Genomic DNA, 19100 nt, shown 5'->3' on the forward strand with positions numbered 1-19100 from the left:
GGGGTAGCATATGTCTGGAGGATTAGTCACAGCCGCATACATTGTTGCTGCAATCCTGTTTATTTTCAGTCTGGCGGGACTTTCCAAACACGAAACGTCTCAGCAGGGTAATAACTTTGGTATCGCCGGGATGGCGATTGCGCTGATTGCCACTATCTTCGGGCCGGACACCGGCAACGTTGCGTGGATCCTGGTGGCGATGATCATCGGTGGCGCAATTGGTATTCGTCTGGCGAAACGTGTTGAGATGACCGAGATGCCGGAGCTGGTGGCGATCCTGCACAGCTTCGTGGGTCTGGCGGCGGTACTGGTGGGCTTCAACAGCTATCTGTATCACGAAGCGGGCATGGAGCAGATTCTGGTCAACATTCATCTGACCGAAGTGTTCCTCGGCATCTTTATCGGTGCCGTGACCTTCACCGGTTCGATTGTTGCATTCGGCAAACTGCGCGGGAAAATCTCGTCTAAACCGCTGATGCTGCCAAACCGTCATAAGCTGAACCTGGCGGCGCTGGTCGTATCATTTGTACTGCTGGTGATCTTCGTGCGTACCGAAAGCGTAGGTACTCAGGTGCTGGCATTGCTGGTGATGACCATTATTGCGCTGGCGTTTGGCTGGCACCTGGTGGCTTCCATTGGTGGTGCAGATATGCCAGTGGTGGTCTCAATGCTGAACTCCTACTCCGGTTGGGCGGCAGCAGCGGCAGGTTTTATGCTGAGCAACGACCTGCTGATCGTCACCGGTGCGCTGGTGGGTTCTTCCGGTGCGATCCTGTCTTACATCATGTGTAAAGCGATGAACCGTTCGTTTATCAGCGTTATTGCCGGCGGTTTCGGTTCTGATGGTTCTTCTACTGGTTCTGATGACGAAGTGGGCGAACACCGTGAGATCAACGCCGAAGATACTGCGGATATGCTGAAAAACTCACACACCGTCATCATCACCCCAGGCTACGGCATGGCGGTGGCGCAGGCTCAGTACCCGGTAGCGGAAATCACCGAGAAACTGCGTGCGCGGGGTATCAAGGTTCGCTTTGGTATTCACCCGGTAGCAGGTCGTCTGCCTGGCCACATGAACGTACTGCTGGCTGAAGCGAAAGTGCCTTACGACATCGTGCTGGAGATGGATGAAATCAACGATGATTTCACCGAGACCGACACCGTACTGGTTATTGGTGCCAACGACACCGTTAACCCGGCGGCACAGGACGATCCGCGCAGCCCAATCGCTGGTATGCCGGTTCTGGAAGTGTGGAAGGCGCAGAACGTGATTGTCTTCAAACGCTCCATGAACACCGGTTATGCAGGGGTTCAGAACCCGCTGTTCTTCAAAGAGAACACTCACATGCTGTTTGGCGATGCCAAAGCCAGCGTGGATGCGATTCTGAAAGCGCTGTAAGTTGTGTCGATGTGAAAAAGCCGCCAGATTTGGCGGCTTTTTTTACTGGCGGCTGCCGGACGTTATGGCTCAATCGTCCTCTGGATCGTCCAGTTCAACCGGAGTCTGGTACTGATCCGGCTTGATGACAAGCAGGTCGCAGCGCAGATGGTCGATTACCTGTTCGGCAGTATTCCCCAGGAAGGCGGCGGAAATACCGGTGCGGCCAATGGTACCCAGTACCACAATCCCGGCCTGCAGGTGTTCTGCTAAATCCGGGATCACTTCTTCAGGCAACCCTTTTTCCACGTGCGTCATTTTTTCATCAATACCGAATTTCTGGCGCAACGCTTTCATCGCCAGCAGGTGCTGACCACGGATCGCATCGTTATAGACGCTCGGATCAAATTCAGGCAGTTCAATCGCAATATTGATCGGGGTGACCGGATAAGCCCCCACCAGATGCACTTCAGTGTGGTTAACCTGTTCGGCAAGCTGCAGTGTCTCTTTCACCAGCTTTTCGTTCAGTGAATTATGATAATCCTCTTCGCTCGCCAGGTTTACAGCCACGACGGCTTTACCCCCTTCAGGCCACGGCTGGTCTTTCACCATCCAGACCGGGCATGGGCATTTACGCAACAGGTGCCAGTCGGTAGGCGTGAAAATTACGGATTCCAGTTTGTCGTGCTGGTGCGCCATTTTCAGCAGCAGGTCGTGCCCATCGGCAATAATTTCCTGAATAATGGCTTCGAAAGGTCGGTTGTGCCAGACCACTTTAATATCGATAGGGACACCCGCTTCGAGGTAGTATTTCGCCTGCTCGCGGATCCACGCAGTACGTTGACTGATCACTCCCTGACGCATAGCCGTACGCTCGTCAGGCGACAGAAGGGTGGTCATCTCGTATGAGAAGTCATAGATCGGCAAAAACGCTTTGATTTTGCCACCAATCCGTTGATGTAAATACACAGCACGCCGTAACGCGGGTTGATCGTCCTGGTTAGGATCGATGGCCACCAGCATATTTTGATACTTTGCCATACAGGTCTCCTTACAACTGTCACCACAGTCTGTAAGTAAAAGAGTAACCTATATATCTTGAATCAAACAGGGGGGAAGTTTTTGCCAGATCAATAAATCACTAAAATTTATTGGTAATTCTTGAGTTGCACTGATTTCAAAGGCATTTCTTCGTGTTCGTAACGCTCTGGGGGCGTGATGGGGGCAAACCGGTCGTAATTCTGTTGGTTATGATAGTCACCTGGTCCTTGTCCATATCGCCGATCCATTTGGCATAAACTACGTAAACCCTCCTGAAATCCTCATGACCCATTTGAGTAGCAATAAAGGAAGGGTTGGCCCCTGCCGAAAGAGACCAGCATGCATAAGTATGCCTGGACTGGTATGGGTGACGTTCGCGAATTCCCGCTCGGCGTAAACCCTGCTTCCATCCATAGGATATAGCGTTTTTGGAAAAGTAACCCACTTTCCTGCACTATGAGAACACGATCACAACAAAAGGCGACCTTTTTGCAGCAGGGCATTGCAAAGGTCAATTAAACAGCATACATTTCATGTAAATATAATATCGTCGTCCATAGCTTTGATTGTCGACACAAAGAATTCAAGCCCGAGGTCAACGCCTTGGGCTTTTCATTTATGGATTAGTTTTACGATCGCTTGATATTATTATTTCTTCTTGTCAGTGAAGTGGTTTGTAGCAACTGTTGTGCCGATCGTAAGAGCCACACCAGCAATAGATTTTACAATTGTTCCAGCGTTTTCAGCTATTGCCTTTGTGCATCCAGGACATAATTCTTCATCGTATGCTTTTCCGCCTTTAGCATAATCATCGCAGCCAGGTGTCCGGCAAGCATAAAGAATCCCATGACATTCCGGGCACTCACATTTATCACGCTGGAAAGTGTTTTCTTCGATGATGAATGGGCTAACAGTCTCACGGCAATGACCGCAAATGCCTGCATGTTTAATAGCCATAAAATTTCCTCGTGATAGTTTAGATAGCGATCTTATCGGCCTGTTTAGCAGGAGATTTAATCAAATTTTTTTATGGACTCGCTCTGCAGGTTTTTTCTTAGGGTTGCCAATTGGCGACCTTTTTTATTTCTCAACACAGCACCCGTGCTCAGCGAGGTGAGAGCATACATCGCATGGAAAAAATAACCACTGGTGCTGCCTACAGCCCCGAGCAGTGGAACGCTATCCCATGCCCCGATGGTGTTGGGTATGACGAGTGCATCGCGAAGATGATCCTGCCGATCAGCGCCGGTAATAGTGTCGGCCTGTTCATGGTGCTCGGCGGCTGATCATTACGCCATTCTGACGGGAATCTGACAAACCTGTGTAATAATGACCCAAAAATTAACGGGAATGACAGGTGATGGGATTTCAATATTGGTTCACGGTATGTGCAATTTTTCTGACCTGCCCCTTTATGTTTGTTCAATCGATTATCTTTTTGCGACGAGGTGTCTACACCAAAACCTTCAAGGGGACGATGCGAAAGGAATATATCCGCAAAGACACTAAACCTGGTGAATACTGGTTCAACGTTATTGCTCAAATGATGATGAGCGCTGCAGTGTCTGGATTAGGCTTCTGGTTTTTAGATGACCTACCTGCCTTTCATCATTGGCACACTGAAATCCGCGCAATGCTCCCTTTTTGATTCAGCTTTTAAATGATACCCAACCTCGCTCCAGCGGGGTTTTTTTATTGCCTGGAGATAACCATGGGCATTAAAGTGAAGGGCATCAGCCAGGCTAAGAAACACCTGAACAATGTCTTCAACGATGCGCTGGCAGGTGAGTTTTACGATTATGTCGTGCTTAATTGCTGCGACGAATCCGGGAATTGTGAAACTGGAGAGAGGCGGGGGAGCTACGAAAAATGGGCGTGGTTTTAGGGGTGTTAAATGAACTGATATACTCCGCTATTGTCTGGTAATGGATTTATCATGTCGTTGATATTACAATAATTTATTGAATATTGATGGATAAAAAAGCCAGATCAATAAATTACTGAAATTTATCAATCTGGCATCAGTCATGCGGTGGTTTTATGCCACGTTGCGGGAGTTTCCGGCGAGTACCGCCAGCGCTTCACCGTTTTCGATGGTGATGTATTTACCTTTAACGGCCAGCATGCCGCTTTTCTGGAAACGACCCAGCAGACGGCTGATGGTTTCAACGGTCAGGCCCAGGTAGTTACCAATATCGCCACGCGTCATGGTCAGGCGGAACTCACGCGGGGAGAAACCACGCTCGGCGAAACGGCGGGAGAGGTTATAGATAAACGCAGCCAGTCGCTCTTCTGCATTCTTTTTGGAAAGCAGCAGGATCATGTCCTGATCGCCTTTGATCTCACCGCTCATCAAACGCATCATCTGCTGGCGCAGGTTAGGCATTTTTCCGGACAGGTCATCCAGCGTTTCAAACGGGATCTCGCAAACCATTGAGGTTTCCAGCGCCTGAGCAAAGCTCGGGTGATGGCCAGTACCGATGGCGTCAAAGCCGACCAGGTCGCCCGCCAGATGGAAGCCGGTGATTTGCTCATCACCTTGTTCAGTGATGGTGTAGCTTTTAATGGTGCCAGAACGGATAGCATAGAGCGATTTCAGTTCGTCTCCCGCTTTAAACAGCGTCTGCCCTTTCTGAATAGGCTTTTTGCGCTCGATGATATTATCAAGCTGATCGAGTTCATGCTCATTCAGGGTAAACGGGATACAGAGCTGGCTGATGCTGCAATCCTGACAATGGATAGCACAACCGCCAGACTGAATGCGTCGTATAATTCGCTTTTCTGGGATCATAGGTTTGCTCAAGCCTTAATTGATATTAGTCAATTTTAACATCTTTTTGGTAAGTACGTAAGCCTGACAAACCACCAATAAGAACAAGAGACGACAACGTGTTGCCATCTTCTTGAAATTCCACAGCTTGATTATGGATTTTTAGCCTAACTGGAAGAAAATTAAGCACAAAAAGCCTGGAGTCTACAGCAGAAGATACCCTTCGTGGCGCAGCAACCACTCTTTCCGCTGCACGCCACCGGCATAGCCCGTCATGGTGCCGTTACGGCCAATAACGCGATGGCAGGGCACGACGATACTGACGGGGTTGGAACCATTCGCGGCACCCACCGCGCGCGCCGCACCTGCGCGACCTAACTGCTCGGCGAGCTGGCCATAGTGCATGACATGCCCGCAGGGAATGCTGCGCAGTGCCTGCCATACCTCACGCTGGAAGGGGGTTCCCGCCGTGGCGGTTGGCAGGGTGTCGATGATGCTGAGGTCGCCCTCAAAATACGCCGTGAGCTTATCGCTCAGTCCACCCGGATTGGTGGCGCTGATGCGCTCATAGCCCTGAGTACGATAATGAATATCGAGCAGCTCTTCCATGCGGTTGCTGTGCTCTTCCCATTCGACAGCGCGCAGGCTGAACTGCTCGTCCGCGATAACCCACAGCGGCCCAAGCGGCGTCGCAATTTTGTCTTCGAGTAATCTCAGCATCAATGTTCCTTTAGTGCAGCCCCGGGTATATCCCCGGTCCAGTCGGCAGGCCGACAAGATACCATGTCACCTGCATTATCAGCCATACCCCTAAAAAGATAAGCGGATAGGGCAAGAGCAGCGAATAGTAGGTACCCCGTTTTGCTTCGGGTTTATCGTGTTGCAGGAAACCTAAACTAAAAATTATCGGGAAGGGTACCCGGCAACAGGAACGCAATCTGACCTTTTTCAGGACGAAAATCTTCAATCAGGACAACACCTTTCAGGCTTTTCCAGCGTGGAAAATCACCTTCCAGTTCTGAACTGTCAAGCACGTACGATTGATGGACTTCAATGCGGCCATGTCCCTGATCAATCTTGCTCTGTTCAGATACTTTGCGTATTTTATTTTTATATTAATTTTTTTAAATTTAATATAATTTAATTGACGTTTAATTATATTTAAATTGTGCCGCATCATGAGTGGTGGCATATTAATTTAATATTAATAAATCGAATGAGGCATGAGAAAACAGTCTGATTTTCTATGGTGAGTATAGGGCTCGGAAAATTTTATCTGCGTGGTTGCTTGCTGTTTTTCTTTACTTCCCTTTCGTTAATAAAAACATTTATCTGGTGATGAATAAACATAAATAAGGAATGCATTATGTGTAAAAAGTCGCTTTGCGCGTTGTTTATTGGCGGTCTGCTCGCGGGGGGCATGTCATCCGCTTTCGCAACAGATACGGGGACAGTCACTTTTAACGGGAAGATTATTGACGATACTTGTGATGTCACCGTAAACAGTACGGACGCTAACGGTACCGTTACGTTTAAAGACGTCTATCCTTCGGCATTTACTGCTGATGATTCTGTTGGCGATTCCCAAACATTCGATATTGCGTTGACGGGTTGTGATACCAATATCGACAAAATCAATCTGAAGTTTAATGGTACAACCGTCACCAGTAAGACGAGCGTGCTGAAAACAACAGGAGTCGCCACTAATGTGGGGGTCCGTCTGGTTAACTGGGCGGGGGCCGATGTTCTGTTTGACAATTCAGAGCCTGCATCAACATCGGATAAAACCGTGAAAGGCACCGGAGCGGCGACCTTCACTTATACGGCGAAGGTCGTACAGGTAGGGTCGGTTAAACCGACTGCCGGTGATTATACCGCGCAGGCAACTTATACGCTGCTTTATCGTTAAAGTATTGTAAGTATCTGGCTGATATCCAGTCAGATATTCCTGATGACCGGGAACCATTTATGAAGTGGAATATTGCAGCCATTGCTGGTGTTATTTTATTCGCCAGTTCGGCCCAGGCTGGTGTTGTGCTCGGTGGCACCCGGGTTATCTATCCTGCCGATCAGGCAGAAGTCCAGATATCTTTAAAAAATAAAGATAACGATGAACGCTATTTAGTTCAAAGTTGGGTGAGCAATGTTGATGACAGCAAAGCCCCCTTCGTTATTACACCTCCGATTTATAAGCTAGAAGAGGGGCGTCAAACATTATTACATGTGGTCTATACCGGTAACGGCAGCGCGTTACCACAGGATCGCGAATCGATCTTCCTGGTAAATGTGAAATCAGTATCGGCTATTCCAGAATCACTGAAAAATAAAAACACATTACAGTTTGCCATAAAAACACGCGTTAAGCTGTTTTGGCGTCCAGGAAAATTAAATGGTTACGATGCGAAAACCGCCTGGGAAAAAATCCAGTTTCACCGCCAGGGTAATCAACTGATAGCGAAAAACCCAACACCTTATTATATCACGTTTGGTCAGTTGACTGTAGGTGGCAAAGCCGTTGTTCCGTCGGATGAAAAAAACACACCATCGGCTATCAGTATGATGGTGGCACCATTAAGTGAACAGCATTTTACTTTATTAGCGGGTAGTACCGGCAATGCTGAGTGGACTGCCATCAACGATTTTGGCACAGAAACAGTATCTCATAAGCAGTCATTGTAATTGGATGAAATAAATGGAATTTAATAAGAGAATTTTATCATGCCTGCATCGCGACCAGTTCGAACATGGGTCCTGAATGCTATTGTATTCAGTTTATATTCAGTCTGTAGCTCAGTATTCGCTGAGGACTATTTCAATCTTAGCGTTCTGGAAACCGATTCTCCGCTTGAAAATACTGGTGCCATTGAATCCTATTTGAAAAATAATGGTCTGACGCCAGGGCGTTATCTGACAAGTATTATCTGGGATCAAGATAAGATTGCCAAAAAAAATCTGACGTATGTTTTATCGCCGGATAAAAAGAAATTAATTCCACAACTCACCAAAGGTGAATTGCGCCAGTTTGGTGTGAAAGTCGATACGGTCAAAACATTCGCTTCGTTCGCGGATAATGACGTCATCGGGGATATCGCCGATTATCTTCCCGAAGCCAGCTATGATTTTAGTCCTGATACGCAAACCCTGCATTTACGCATTCCGCAAATTTATCGTAATGTCGCCGCAGTGGGTGAAGTGGACCCGCAAGAGTGGGATGAGGGTATGCCGGTGCTATGGTCGAGTTACTATATTTCCGGTTCTCGCCAAAAAAACGGCAGTAATACGGATAATTCGCAATGGATGAGTGCGAACTCTGGTCTGAATATAGGGCCGTGGCGGCTGCGTAACAACAGTACCTGGGAAAATAGCAATGGCTGGGAGTCAATCAGCACCGTGTTACAGCGCGATATTAAAGCGCTGAAAAGCCAGTTTGAGTTGGGCCAGACTTATACCGACGGCGAGTTGTTCGACAGCGTGCAGATGACAGGCGCGAAGATAGAAACCGACATCAGTATGTTGCCCAGTAGTCAGCAGGGTTTTGCGCCTGTGGTGCGCGGTATTGCGAACAGCGACGCGAAGGTGACGATCAAGCAAAATGGTTACACTATTTACCAGACCTATGTTTCCTCCGGGCCTTTTGAGATCCGTGATTTAAGTCAGGTAACCGCTGGCGCGGATCTGGAGGTTACCGTTCAGGAAGCCGATGGTTCAGAGCATAGTTTTATTCAGGCCAGTTCGTCCGTACCGGTACTGCAGCGTGAAGGGGCGCTGAAATACAGCATCGCGGCGGGACGTTACCGCGATGTCGATGGTGGCGAGGAGCCGGACTTTGCACAGGTGACGGTGATTTACGGCCTGCCTTACGGCATTACCGTCTACAGTGGTTTACTCGGCGCATCAATGTATCGCTCGGGCCTTGTGGGGATCGGTGCGGATTTACACAACTTAGGCTCTGTCTCAATGGATGTGACTGCGGCGAAAGCGTCATTAGGCGATGAGGGCGACTCGCAAGGGCTATCATGGCGTGCGCAGTATGCAAAGGATTTCCCCATTACCAACACCACGGTGACACTGGCGAGCTACCGCTATTCAACTTCCGGGTTCTACACCTTCCAGGAGGCGATCGACCGACGCGACAACAAACAGTATGACGATGATGACAGCATTTACAGCTATCGGAACACCAATAACCGTCGCAGTCGTTTGCAGGTGAATTTATCACAGTCGGTTGGGGAGTGGGGGTCCGTGTATATGAATGCCTACCAACAAGATTACTGGTATATGGAGGGGCATGAGCGGAGTGTAAGCATGGGATATAGCACGACCTGGGCAGGCACCAACTGGTCAATCAACTATAGCCTGACGAAAACGCCCTCAACGGATGACGACCATCAGCTCTCTTTAACGTTGAATATTCCTCTTTCTCGTTGGCTACCCGATGCCTGGGCAACCTATAACCTGAACAGCTCGAAGAATAGCAATACATCGCATCAGGTAGGGATCAACGGGACGGCGCTGGCGGACAATAATCTGAGCTATAACCTGCAGCAGAGCTATACCGATAATAATATTGGCTATGGCGGCTATCTTTCAGGTCGTTACCGTGCCTCTGTCGGGGAGTTCAGTTCTGGTTATAGCTATCAGGGGGATAACCGTCAGTGGAACTACAGCGCGCAAGGGTCAATTGTCGCTCATCCTAACGGGATCACGCTGGGGCGCTCACTGCAGGATGCCTTTGCTGTGGTGCATATTAACGATGGCGCGAATGTCAAAATTCAGGGTGGGCAAGGGATTTATACCGACCGCTGGGGCAATGCAATAGTGCCGACATTAACCAACTATCGCCATAATTCGGTGGTGGTCAACACGCAGGAGCGTAGCGATCTGGATATTCAGGAGCCTTCTCTGGATGTCGTGCCGACCAAAGGCGCGGCAGTGGCGGCCAATTTCACCGCACGGAGCGGCAAACGGGTGTTGCTGACGCTTAAACGTGGTCAGGGTTTTGTGCCGTTTGGCGCGATATTAAGCATGGCGGGGACGACGTCCATCGTCGGGGACGATGGCGAAGTGTATGTTACCGGTTTGAAAGGGGCACAGTCGTTTTCCGTGCTGTGGGGAAACTCACCAGATACGCAATGTGAAGGACAGGTGCAGGTACCTGAAGAGGCTAGCGCTCGAATCCTGCTTATTGCGACGACGTGTCAATCATTCAGGGATGAATCATGAAAAAGAGAAAATCGGCATTTTATCTTTATCATATAGTGTGGGTAATAGGTGCCTGGTTTAGTCAATCGGCGTGGGCTATCTGTGAAGTCTACACAGGGGTAATTTCTGACGCTGATTTTTCTATTCCCCCGTTAGTCGTGAATAGCGATGCAGCGATTGGCACAATCCTGTATTCGCAAGATATAACGATGCCTAACGTTTATTTGCGCTGCAATGCAATTGGTGATATTTATCAAGGGTATACGGTGTTAACTGATGCCGATCATGTGACGAATGCGCCAGCGGCAAATACTTATGCGACGAATGTCCCCGGAATAGGTATCCGTTCGGGGTGGGCAAATGACGGAGGTGCTCTCGATCCCGGCAACCTGCTGACGCCCTGGCATAAAGGCACTTCGACGGTGGGTGCTATGGGGTATAACTTTACACTCAATGCGGCGATACAGGTTGTGGTGACTGGCCCAGTATCTTCTGGCACATTAGATACTTCCCGACTGGTAGCCGACTGGAAATACGACAATCTGGTTGTTGGCAAATTACGTTTTAGCGCGTCCAGTGTTAATGTGCAGGCGAATACGTGTACATTGGCCGAAAAGAATATCACCGTACCATTAATGCCCATTTCGACGGATGATTTTGACAATAAGCTTTCGGCGGTGGTTTCGGATGATAGTTTTCGTATTCAGTTAGATAAATGCGAAGCCGGGATTAAAGTGGATTATAAATTTACCACTTCAGGCTCTACCGGCGTCAGCAATAACAATATCCTGAGCATTGCGAGCGGATCCGGCGCGGCAGAAGGCGTAGGGATTCAGATTCTGGATAGTAACAACACGGTGGTGCAATTTGACACTGAATATGAGGCGGCGGCGCAAACGACAAAAAATCAGTCGGTTTCTATTCCGCTAAAAGCACGCTATATACAGACAGGCACCGTGAAAGGTGGTGATGTCAACGCGGTGGCGACGTTTGAAATATACTACCGTTAAGTCATTCGGCCTGTCGACAGCCAGGCCATGTATCTCCCTCTGTTTCATAACCTTCTTATGCGTTTTCTAACGTGTTACGAAGCGTTCTTTTGGTTAAAAAGCACGCGTGATCTCACTCTGCTCCGCGGGGCAGTTATTATAAGCAGCCAGAAGAGATGTTTAGCCATCGCTCACTGAATTGTTAATAACACGGTTCAGAAGAGAGGGCAGAAAAATAATATTAGCGTAAGATTTAAATAATAAAAAAACGGAGTCTGCCCGACATCAGGCAGACTCTATAGTACACACAGCAGTACGTCCTTTACGGGTCCCACATGTTTTATTCCTGAGGTAGGTTTAATAAGTTATAACAGCTTTTCTTCAAAATGAAAGGGCGCAGAGTGATTGATTTCACGAAATTTTAACTTAAATTCTCCCATTTAATGCCTGCTGAAATTTTAGTTAAGTTTGGTTTAAATATTAATCCTGATTATTTTATATATTCATCAGGTTAATATTTGTGCAACCCCTCTGCAGAGGTACCTGTTATTGAGGCCCACGTCCGGCACAGGTATAGTACAGGCTCAGATGTAGCCGGAGGATTTCCATGAGCCCTGACGACAAATCACTTTTTCTTGATGCCGTAGAGGATGTCCAGCCTCTGAAGCGCTGCACGGATATTCACTGGCAACAGAGCCGTAACACGCGGGTGCGTCAGGAGGTGGATACCGAGCAACTCGATAACTTCTTAACGCTGGGGTTTCTGGAACTTCTGCCGCTTGAGGAGCCGCTGGCGTTTCAGCGGGAAGGGGTTCAGCAGGGCGTTATTGATAAACTACGCTCAGGTAAATACTCCCGCCAGGCCAGCTTAAACCTGTTACATCAGCCTGCAGAGCGCTGCCGTCAGATGCTGTTTGCTTTTATCCGCCAGGCCGGACGTGACGGATTACGCAATCTGGTTATCATTCATGGAAAGGGGCGCGAGCAGAACTCACACCCCAATGTGGTACGCAGCTATCTGGCACGCTGGTTACCCGAGTTCGACGATGTTCTCGCTTTTTGTGTGGCGCAGCCCCACCACGGTGGTAGCGGGGCATGTTATGTCTCACTACGAAAATCTGATGAAGCAAAACAAGATAACTGGGAACGTCACGCCAAGCGCAGCCGCTAATGAATGATGATTGCGGGCGATGCGATCGCCCGCGTCAGACTCAGAAGGTTTCCCAGTTGCTGTCGGTGGAATGTGTACTTGCCGTTGCCGGGCGCAATAGCTGTGGCGTTTTTACATTTGTCGGGCGAGGTGCGGCAGCTTTTTCTTTTCCGTTCAGACGAAATGCTGCCACAGCCAGGCGAAGCTGCTCGGACTGATCTTCCAGCGCCGCTGCCGCCGTAGCGGACTCTTGTACCAGCGCGGCGTTTTGCTGTGTGACGCTGTCCATCTGCGAAACCGCAAGACTCACCTGTTCAATACCGCGACTCTGCTCATCGGATGCGGATGAAATCTCACCCATAATATCGGTCACACGGGTAACGGCTGCGACAATCTCTTTCATGGTTGCGCCCGCTTCACTGACCTGGTCAGAACCGGTATTGACCCGGCTGACGGAGTTATCAATAAGCCCTTTGATCTCTTTTGCCGCCTGCGCGCTGCGGCTGGCCAGCGTGCGTACTTCACCTGCAACCACCGCAAACCCACGCCCCTGTTCCCCTGCGCGGGCCGCTTCTACCGCAGCGTTGAGGGCCAGAATGTTGGTCTGGAAGGCAATACTGTCAATCACGCCGGTAATGTGCGCGATTTGCTGCGAGCTGTCGGCAATCTCGGTCATGGTACGGACAACGTTATCCACCACGTGACCACCGCGGGCAGCGGTTTCCGATGCATTTTTCGCCAGCAACGTGGCCTGACGGGCGTTGTCGGAGTTCTGTTTGACCGTGGCGGTTAACTCTTCCATGCTGGCGGCAGTCTCTTCCAGCGAAGCGGCCTGCTGTTCGGTGCGGGCGGAGAGGTCATTGCTCCCGGCGGCAATTTCACCTGCACCAGTGTAGATGGAATCGGTGCTGCCACGTACGGCGCTGACCGTGCTCACCAGCGATTGCTGCATTTCATGCAGGCCGACAGCCAACTGGCCCATTTCGTTACGGCTCCCCAGGGCAATGTCATGTGTCAGATCACCGCCTGCAATGGTACGAATATGGTTCATAATGACTTTCAGCGGTTTTAACAGCAGGTGTTGCAGGCCCTGCCAGATCACCACCAGCACGACAATCACGGCCAGGAAAATGCCTGCCAGTGTCCATTGCATATGGGTAAAGCTACTCTGGTTCTCTTCTGTCGCAGCCTTGAGCAACGTGTTGTTCTCCGCGCGCCAGCGGTTGTAGACCGCTTCCATATCGTCCTGTGCCTGTTGGGCATCCAGATCGCCATAGGCCTGATAGTTGTCGGCACGCAGATACTCAATCGACAGGCGCATCACTTCGTGCATCTGGCTCCAGGATTTTTGCATCTCTTCCGTTAACGCTGCGTTTTGACCGTTAACCTGCGGCATTTTTTGCCAGGTGTTGTAATACGCTTCAGCTTTGCCCAGTGAATCACTCGCGGTACCCAGCAGTTTGTTGATCGCCGCAAGGGAAGCCGGGTCACGCTGGTTTTTCAGGTAGCGGATCGCCACGCGCGTGACGGTGACGCGTGTTTTCACCAGCGTGTTCACGCTGTCGCTCAGGCTTTCCTGCTGGGCATTAAGTATCCCGGAGTTCTGGAAGTTATGACGATCGTTGCTGACGGCGGAGTAGAACAACCCTCCCGTGACAACTTGCAGCAGACAGAATATGGTGAGGGCAAAGATAATACCGGTAATCACGTGCAGATTTTTCAGCATAGCAGTCGTCCGTTAGAGATGCAGGGTTACATAACTACTATCGTCGTAGAGAAATTAAACTTTAATTTAACTATTGCTTAACTAATGGTTCCATAGCGGAACCTGTTGTAAATCCGGATCATTTTTATGAGGAAGGTCAACATGAGCAGCATTGATAAAAGCGGCGCGTATACGCTTGGGACGCGAACGGTTAAACGAGTAGGCTATGGTGCGATGCAGCTCGCCGGACCGGGAGTGTTTGGCCCGCCAAAGGACAAACATACCGCACTGGAGGTGCTCCGCGAGGTGGTGGCTGCCGGGGTGAATCACATTGATACCAGCGATTTTTACGGCCCTCATGTTACCAACCAGCTTATCCGTGAGGCGCTCCATCCATACCGGGACGATCTGACTATCGTGACTAAAATTGGTGCCCGCCGTGGTGAGGATGCCTCATGGCTGCCTGCATTTTCCGCGCAGGAGCTGACGCAGGCGGTGCATGACAACCTGCGTAACCTGAAGCTGGATGTGCTGGACGTGGTTAACCTGCGCATTATGTTTAGTGCTCACGGGCCAGCGGAGGGATCGATTACCGAACCCCTGACCACGCTTGCGGAGCTACAGCAACAGGGGCTGATTCGCCATATTGGGTTGAGTAACGTCACGGCCACCCAGGTTGAGGAAGCGCAAAAGATGGTGCCCGTGGTGTGCGTGCAAAACATGTACAACATTGTGAACCGTGGTGACGATGCGCTGGTGGATACGCTGGCACGGCAGGGTATTGCGTATGTACCGTTCTTCCCGCTGGGCGGTTTTACGCCATTGCAATCTTCCGGGTTACAGGTGGTCGCCGATTCGCTGGGCGCAACGGCGATGCAGGTCGCGCTGGCGTGGTTACTGCAACGTTCGCCCAATATCCTGCTGATCCCAGGGACATCTTCCGTGGCGCATCTGCGGCAAAATCTGGCAGCGGCAGATCTGGAATTACCGCCAGAGGCGATTGATGAACTGAATGTGCTGGTGGATTAACCTGAGTGAGATGTTGCCACCGGCGTATTTGCCGGTGGCATGGCAGAGATTATCGTGTGCTATTTTTTCTGAAACAGAGCGGTTGCTGCAGCCCTCAGCACGCCTATTAGTGGCATCGTTCCGGCACCTGCCAGAAAGTTGCTGCGATCTATTTGATTATTTTTACGAATATCTGCAAAACGGGTAAGCGCACTTTCTTCATTCATGGCGCTAACCTCCTCAAATTGCTTTTCAAAACCCTGCTCCAGCAACTGAGAGGCATTGTTGACGTCTGTTCTCTCTAGCACAATGATTTGCTTATCTTTTTGGAAAAAACAGTAATCCGGCATAAAGGCTCCTGAAAGAGAAGGATACAACAGGAATAATATATTCATTCTGATTCAAAAATGCATGTGATTTGCAGAAAATCTGGAATGAACGGTGCAGGAAAGACGGAACATCAGCGCGCAGAGGGGCCGCCAGTGTGAGATATTGCCGCTAAAAGAGTTAAAGACGTCTAATTTTTCGCGAAACGGTTGCCAGGGATAAGGCTGTCGTTTTTCGCCATATCCATCAATAGCGCGATGCCAATATAATTGCTCCAGTTAAACGTATTTTGTAGCACCACCACGGCATTGCCTCTTTCTTTATCAAAACCGATAAAGCTGGAGTAACCGCCAATATAACCTACCTGATAAGTAATTTTTTCCAGACCGATAAAGTCGGTGGTCCAGGCAATACCCTGTACACCGTCGGGGCGTTGAATATTGGTATTACGGACTTCGGCAAAGACGCTATCCAGTAAGCTATTGTTGGTCGTCGACACGTGATAACGGGCATAGGCGGCCAGATCTTCGGCGTTACTGTATAAACTCGCTGCCGCCACCATGTTGTTGGAAAAATGCCAGTCCGGAGTTAACTGCCCGCGCGGGATAAATTTAGGCTGATCGCCAGCGTGGCCAAGCGCACGCTGTGGGTAACCATTTAACTTCTGGGGAGTAAAGCTACTGTTTGACATTTGCAGCGGTCGAAAAATATAGCGCGAGGCTAAACTCTGAATATCTTCGCCGGTTTTATGTTTCAGGATATAGCCGATCAGGGCGTAGCCGGTATTGGAATATTGCGGTATTTTATGCTTCGGCGCGCGCCAGTTGGCGAGATAACGCAGCACGTTATCGCTGTCCAGCTCGCCATAAAAATTATCACCACTGCTTAAATAGCTGATGAATTTCCCCAGCATTGGAACATCCATATTCTGCCGTGGCAGGCCGGAGCTGTGGGTCACCAGTTCCAGTAGGGTAATTTTTTGTGCATCCGCGCTAAGCGGCGTACCCGGTGGTAGCAATGTCGCCAGGTTATCGTCCCAGCTCAGTCGCCCTTCCTTCACCAGACAAGCCACTACTTCCGCCGTAATCCCTTTGCTGAGCGAACCGAGGGCAAACAGGGTATCGGGTCTCACCGGGTAGCGATGGACTGCATCGGTTACACCCCAGGTGTAAAACTGCGGTGAGCTGCGATTATGGATCACCGCGACCGTCATCCCGGGGACGGATTTTTGTGCCATATAGTGACGCACCACGCTATCAACGTCGCCATCCAGCGATTCATGGGTGAGGAGTTCCTGAGTACCTGCCGGGGAGGACATTTGCGAGAGCGTGCCGCAACCGCTGAGTGACGGGATAACAAGCAGAAGCCAGCGAAATTGTTGAGTGATGTTCTGCATATCCGTCATGTGTGGTGGTCATTGGCGCGCCAGGAATGTATCACACTTAGCCTGCTTAAACGCAATATTTATACGTTTTGGTCGCCATGTTGGTGTCACCGTGATTTATCCGGCATACTTCTTGCCAGGAATACCGGCGGTGAATATCACTACGACTGAACCCTGGCACGCGCAGAAAGTTTGGGTTTGGGAAAACAAAGCGGTAACGCAGCGATTTCGATGTTATCGAAGGAGACAGATTTAGCATTGCGATGGATACCTTTCACCACTATCCCTGGCTCCGTGCAGATCTCCTGTGGTCGGAAATGCATTTTACTGATTTTGAGATCATAGATTGTCGGATGAATTGGAACTGGATTGCGAATGTTTTTTGTATTAGCGGACGATGCAGACGTTCCCGTATTTAAAAGTAATCTAAGATTGATTTTAAATACTATCTACGTATGCGCTGAATTTATCACCAGGGCTATTTATTATTAATAATAACATCATTGTTTTTCCGCGATGCAATACGTGTCAGTTGTATGCGTGACAAATAACTAAAACTGATCATATGATGTTTTTCGCTAATGAAAAAGCCATTTGGCAATACTATCATTAGAGTATCCACTCATCGAACTTAGCAGAACAGGTGCTACGTCGGACAGATTTTACGTGAGCGCACCAGTATGACTCGCTTTTACCAACTGACTGCCACCAGCCTGGATGGGCAGCTTATCTCTATGGTCGACTACGCTGGTAAGGTGGTTTTGGTCGTTAATACTGCCAGCCAATGTGGCTTCACACCACAATACGGTGGCCTTGAAGCGCTTTACAAGAAATATGCCGCTCGGGGATTAGTGGTGCTTGGCTTCCCCTGTAACCAGTTTGGTAAACAGGAACCCGGCGGAGCCGACGAAATTTCCAGAACCTGTTACATTAACTACGGTGTAAGTTTCCCGATGTTCGAGAAAGTAGAGGTAAATGGAGCCGCAGCGCACCCGGTATTCCGTTATCTGAAAAAAGAATTGCCCGGCGTGCTGGGGGGGCGGATTAAGTGGAACTTTACTAAGTTCCTGATCGGACGCAACGGTAAACCACTTAAGCGTTTTGCACCGATGACCACCCCCGAGAAAATAGAAGCAGCAATTCTTGCTGCACTGGAAATCTAAGTGTTTCGGTAGTTGGAACTATTCACTTTAGAGCGCTTACGAAAAATTCATCTCCGGGAGATGATAACCATCCATTCTGCGCTCCAGGCAGAGTGAGGATCCTCCTACAACGGGAAACAGGTGTTACACATGTCGAGTGCACAAGAGAACAAAGACTGGGTCAAACTTGCACACACGCCGGGGAAAATAGAACGCCTGGAGGCGTATTTCAGCGGGCATGGTTATGAACCTCATCGTCATGATACCTATGCGATCGGCAGGACATTATCAGGTGTGCAATCTTTTCGTTATCGTGACAGTAAACAACACAGCTTACCCGGTGGGACGATGGTCTTACACCCGGATGAAATTCATGATGGAGAGGCGGGAACGACTGAGGGATTTCAGTATCGAATGGTCTATATCGAACCTGCGTTAATCCAGAAAATATTGGGCGGAAAGCCGTTGCCATTTATTCCTGGCGGGATCTCATCTGATCCCCGACTTTTTGCCGCCGCCGGGTCGTTGTTGAAAGCGCCAGAAGATGCTATCGATATGCTGGAAGAGGAGGATGCGATCTACGATCTGGCCAGGACTCTGGCCGTCGTCGGCGGGCAACGTTTTCGCCGATGCCTGGTGGATTATCAGTCTGCAGAGAGAGCGCGGGAATATATACAAACAGAATTCAGCCAGAATATTACGCTGGATACGTTATCCGCCGTAAGTGGTAAAGATCGCTGGAGCCTGAGCCGGGATTTTCGTGCACTTTACGGAACGAGTCCTTATCGCTATGTAACGATGCGTCGTCTCGCCTACTGTCGCCATCTGATTCAGACGGGCCTGTCGCTTGCAGAGTCTGCTGTAGAGGCGGGGTTTTCAGATCAGAGTCATATGGCGCGCCAGTTTATAAAAACATTCGGCATTTCACCGGGCCGTTGGCAAAAATTTATTCAACGTCACCGTGCCTGAGTTGCACGATCGTTCAAGACTGATGTAGCGACATT

At 49.6% G+C, this 19100-nt stretch carries 20 protein-coding genes and 2 pseudogenes; 12 read left to right on the forward strand and 10 right to left on the reverse strand.

Going from position 1 to position 19100, the window contains the following annotated elements:
- Window positions 1-10 precede the first annotated feature (10 nt).
- Entirely contained in the window at window positions 11-1399 is a 1389-nt protein-coding gene (gene pntB / locus HV318_RS01665; RefSeq protein ID WP_182271257.1) for a Re/Si-specific NAD(P)(+) transhydrogenase subunit beta, read from the forward strand.
- A gap of 69 nt (window positions 1400-1468) precedes the next feature.
- On the opposite strand, the gene uspE is transcribed toward pntB, so the two are convergent.
- The 3 genes and pseudogenes from uspE to HV318_RS01680 all read right to left on the reverse strand — a co-directional run bounded on the left by uspE (window position 1469) and on the right by HV318_RS01680 (window position 3376).
- Window positions 1469-2419, reverse strand: a complete 951-nt coding sequence (uspE, locus tag HV318_RS01670) for a universal stress protein UspE (protein WP_182271258.1) — start codon at window positions 2417-2419, stop codon at window positions 1469-1471.
- A 136-nt stretch (window positions 2420-2555) separates the two neighbouring features.
- A pseudogene (locus HV318_RS01675) lies at window positions 2556-2828 on the reverse strand (site-specific integrase); the annotation flags it as partial.
- Between the two features lie 239 nt (window positions 2829-3067).
- Window positions 3068-3376, reverse strand: a complete 309-nt coding sequence (locus HV318_RS01680) for a hypothetical protein (protein ID WP_182271260.1) — start codon at window positions 3374-3376, stop codon at window positions 3068-3070.
- 173 nt (window positions 3377-3549) lie between these two features.
- Between HV318_RS01680 and HV318_RS01685 the strand changes: the two genes are divergently transcribed.
- The 3 genes from HV318_RS01685 (at window position 3550) to HV318_RS01695 (ending at window position 4304) form a co-directional block, all read left to right on the forward strand.
- Entirely contained in the window at window positions 3550-3705 is a 156-nt protein-coding gene (locus tag HV318_RS01685) for a hypothetical protein (protein ID WP_182271261.1), read from the forward strand.
- Between the two features lie 74 nt (window positions 3706-3779).
- Window positions 3780-4067, forward strand: coding sequence for a hypothetical protein (locus HV318_RS01690; RefSeq protein ID WP_182274503.1), 288 nt, complete (start codon window positions 3780-3782; stop codon window positions 4065-4067).
- 63 nt (window positions 4068-4130) lie between these two features.
- Window positions 4131-4304, forward strand: a complete 174-nt coding sequence (locus HV318_RS01695) for a hypothetical protein (protein WP_182271262.1) — start codon at window positions 4131-4133, stop codon at window positions 4302-4304.
- Window positions 4305-4457: 153 nt separating this feature from the next.
- Here HV318_RS01695 and fnr read toward each other — a convergent pair whose 3' ends face one another.
- The 4 genes and pseudogenes from fnr to HV318_RS24135 all read right to left on the reverse strand — a co-directional run bounded on the left by fnr (window position 4458) and on the right by HV318_RS24135 (window position 6223).
- Window positions 4458-5210, reverse strand: a complete 753-nt coding sequence (gene fnr, locus HV318_RS01700) for a fumarate/nitrate reduction transcriptional regulator Fnr (protein ID WP_182271263.1) — start codon at window positions 5208-5210, stop codon at window positions 4458-4460.
- A gap of 183 nt (window positions 5211-5393) precedes the next feature.
- A complete protein-coding gene (ogt, locus tag HV318_RS01705; RefSeq protein WP_182271264.1) occupies window positions 5394-5909 on the reverse strand; it encodes a methylated-DNA--[protein]-cysteine S-methyltransferase in 516 nt (171 codons plus the stop codon).
- A 10-nt stretch (window positions 5910-5919) separates the two neighbouring features.
- Window positions 5920-6105: pseudogene (locus HV318_RS01710) on the reverse strand (AbgT family transporter); the annotation flags it as partial.
- A complete protein-coding gene (locus tag HV318_RS24135) occupies window positions 6086-6223 on the reverse strand; it encodes a hypothetical protein (RefSeq protein WP_524537217.1) in 138 nt (45 codons plus the stop codon). The gene HV318_RS24135 and the pseudogene HV318_RS01710, both read right to left, overlap by 20 nt.
- Window positions 6224-6555: 332 nt before the next feature.
- Here HV318_RS24135 and HV318_RS01715 point away from each other — a divergent pair, with 332 nt between their 5' ends.
- The 5 genes from HV318_RS01715 to smrA all read left to right on the forward strand — a co-directional run bounded on the left by HV318_RS01715 (window position 6556) and on the right by smrA (window position 12551).
- Window positions 6556-7098, forward strand: a complete 543-nt coding sequence (locus HV318_RS01715) for a fimbrial protein (protein ID WP_182271266.1) — start codon at window positions 6556-6558, stop codon at window positions 7096-7098.
- 59 nt (window positions 7099-7157) lie between these two features.
- Complete coding sequence (locus tag HV318_RS01720; RefSeq protein WP_182271267.1) at window positions 7158-7868, forward strand: fimbrial biogenesis chaperone; 711 nt, start codon at window positions 7158-7160, stop codon at window positions 7866-7868.
- Window positions 7869-7907: 39 nt separating this feature from the next.
- On the forward strand, window positions 7908-10412 hold the full coding sequence (locus tag HV318_RS01725; protein ID WP_182271268.1) for a fimbria/pilus outer membrane usher protein: 2505 nt from the start codon (window positions 7908-7910) through the stop codon (window positions 10410-10412).
- A complete protein-coding gene (locus tag HV318_RS01730; protein WP_182271269.1) occupies window positions 10409-11401 on the forward strand; it encodes a fimbrial protein in 993 nt (330 codons plus the stop codon). Before HV318_RS01725 ends, HV318_RS01730 begins: the two co-directional genes overlap by 4 nt.
- 586 nt (window positions 11402-11987) lie before the next feature.
- Window positions 11988-12551, forward strand: coding sequence for a DNA endonuclease SmrA (gene smrA / locus HV318_RS01735; RefSeq protein ID WP_182271270.1), 564 nt, complete (start codon window positions 11988-11990; stop codon window positions 12549-12551).
- Between the two features lie 40 nt (window positions 12552-12591).
- Here the strand turns inward: smrA and tcp are convergent, their stop codons facing one another.
- The gene (gene tcp / locus HV318_RS01740) at window positions 12592-14256 is read right to left on the reverse strand and encodes a methyl-accepting chemotaxis citrate transducer (protein ID WP_182271271.1); all 1665 of its coding nucleotides are present in this window, start codon (window positions 14254-14256) and stop codon (window positions 12592-12594) included.
- A 141-nt stretch (window positions 14257-14397) separates the two neighbouring features.
- On the opposite strand from tcp, the gene HV318_RS01745 reads away from it, so the two are divergent.
- Window positions 14398-15264, forward strand: coding sequence for an aldo/keto reductase family oxidoreductase (locus HV318_RS01745; protein ID WP_182271272.1), 867 nt, complete (start codon window positions 14398-14400; stop codon window positions 15262-15264).
- 59 nt (window positions 15265-15323) lie between these two features.
- Here HV318_RS01745 and HV318_RS01750 read toward each other — a convergent pair whose 3' ends face one another.
- Window positions 15324-15593, reverse strand: a complete 270-nt coding sequence (locus tag HV318_RS01750) for a hypothetical protein (protein ID WP_182271273.1) — start codon at window positions 15591-15593, stop codon at window positions 15324-15326.
- A gap of 167 nt (window positions 15594-15760) precedes the next feature.
- The gene (locus HV318_RS01755) at window positions 15761-16966 is read right to left on the reverse strand and encodes a serine hydrolase domain-containing protein (RefSeq protein WP_182274504.1); all 1206 of its coding nucleotides are present in this window, start codon (window positions 16964-16966) and stop codon (window positions 15761-15763) included.
- A 668-nt stretch (window positions 16967-17634) separates the two neighbouring features.
- Between HV318_RS01755 and HV318_RS01760 the strand changes: the two genes are divergently transcribed.
- Together HV318_RS01760 and HV318_RS01765 are read left to right on the forward strand one after the other, a co-directional pair.
- Window positions 17635-18117, forward strand: a complete 483-nt coding sequence (locus HV318_RS01760) for a glutathione peroxidase (RefSeq protein ID WP_182271274.1) — start codon at window positions 17635-17637, stop codon at window positions 18115-18117.
- A gap of 129 nt (window positions 18118-18246) precedes the next feature.
- Complete coding sequence (locus tag HV318_RS01765) at window positions 18247-19065, forward strand: AraC family transcriptional regulator (RefSeq protein ID WP_182271275.1); 819 nt, start codon at window positions 18247-18249, stop codon at window positions 19063-19065.
- Window positions 19066-19100 lie beyond the last annotated feature (35 nt).

The organism is Enterobacter sp. RHBSTW-00901, from assembly GCF_014103115.1.
GTDB lineage: Bacteria > Pseudomonadota > Gammaproteobacteria > Enterobacterales > Enterobacteriaceae > Enterobacter > Enterobacter cloacae_P.

Bases quoted from the DNA above. Each gene is read 5' to 3' on its own strand.
- HV318_RS01745 (WP_182271272.1), top strand. From the start codon at position 14,398: ATGAGCAGCATTGATAAAAGCGGCGCGTATACGCTTGGGACGCGAACG.
- HV318_RS01685 (WP_182271261.1), top strand. From the start codon at position 3,550: ATGGAAAAAATAACCACTGGTGCTGCCTACAGCCCCGAGCAGTGGAAC.
- HV318_RS01725 (WP_182271268.1), top strand. From the start codon at position 7,908: ATGCCTGCATCGCGACCAGTTCGAACATGGGTCCTGAATGCTATTGTA.
- HV318_RS01750 (WP_182271273.1), bottom strand. From the start codon at position 15,593: ATGCCGGATTACTGTTTTTTCCAAAAAGATAAGCAAATCATTGTGCTA.
- HV318_RS01730 (WP_182271269.1), top strand. From the start codon at position 10,409: ATGAAAAAGAGAAAATCGGCATTTTATCTTTATCATATAGTGTGGGTA.
- fnr (WP_182271263.1), bottom strand. From the start codon at position 5,210: ATGATCCCAGAAAAGCGAATTATACGACGCATTCAGTCTGGCGGTTGT.
- HV318_RS01690 (WP_182274503.1), top strand. From the start codon at position 3,780: ATGGGATTTCAATATTGGTTCACGGTATGTGCAATTTTTCTGACCTGC.
- HV318_RS01720 (WP_182271267.1), top strand. From the start codon at position 7,158: ATGAAGTGGAATATTGCAGCCATTGCTGGTGTTATTTTATTCGCCAGT.
- HV318_RS01680 (WP_182271260.1), bottom strand. From the start codon at position 3,376: ATGGCTATTAAACATGCAGGCATTTGCGGTCATTGCCGTGAGACTGTT.
- smrA (WP_182271270.1), top strand. From the start codon at position 11,988: ATGAGCCCTGACGACAAATCACTTTTTCTTGATGCCGTAGAGGATGTC.
- uspE (WP_182271258.1), bottom strand. From the start codon at position 2,419: ATGGCAAAGTATCAAAATATGCTGGTGGCCATCGATCCTAACCAGGAC.
- HV318_RS01695 (WP_182271262.1), top strand. From the start codon at position 4,131: ATGGGCATTAAAGTGAAGGGCATCAGCCAGGCTAAGAAACACCTGAAC.
- tcp (WP_182271271.1), bottom strand. From the start codon at position 14,256: ATGCTGAAAAATCTGCACGTGATTACCGGTATTATCTTTGCCCTCACC.
- HV318_RS01760 (WP_182271274.1), top strand. From the start codon at position 17,635: ATGACTCGCTTTTACCAACTGACTGCCACCAGCCTGGATGGGCAGCTT.
- HV318_RS01755 (WP_182274504.1), bottom strand. From the start codon at position 16,966: ATGCAGAACATCACTCAACAATTTCGCTGGCTTCTGCTTGTTATCCCG.
- ogt (WP_182271264.1), bottom strand. From the start codon at position 5,909: ATGCTGAGATTACTCGAAGACAAAATTGCGACGCCGCTTGGGCCGCTG.
- HV318_RS01765 (WP_182271275.1), top strand. From the start codon at position 18,247: ATGTCGAGTGCACAAGAGAACAAAGACTGGGTCAAACTTGCACACACG.
- HV318_RS01715 (WP_182271266.1), top strand. From the start codon at position 6,556: ATGTGTAAAAAGTCGCTTTGCGCGTTGTTTATTGGCGGTCTGCTCGCG.
- pntB (WP_182271257.1), top strand. From the start codon at position 11: ATGTCTGGAGGATTAGTCACAGCCGCATACATTGTTGCTGCAATCCTG.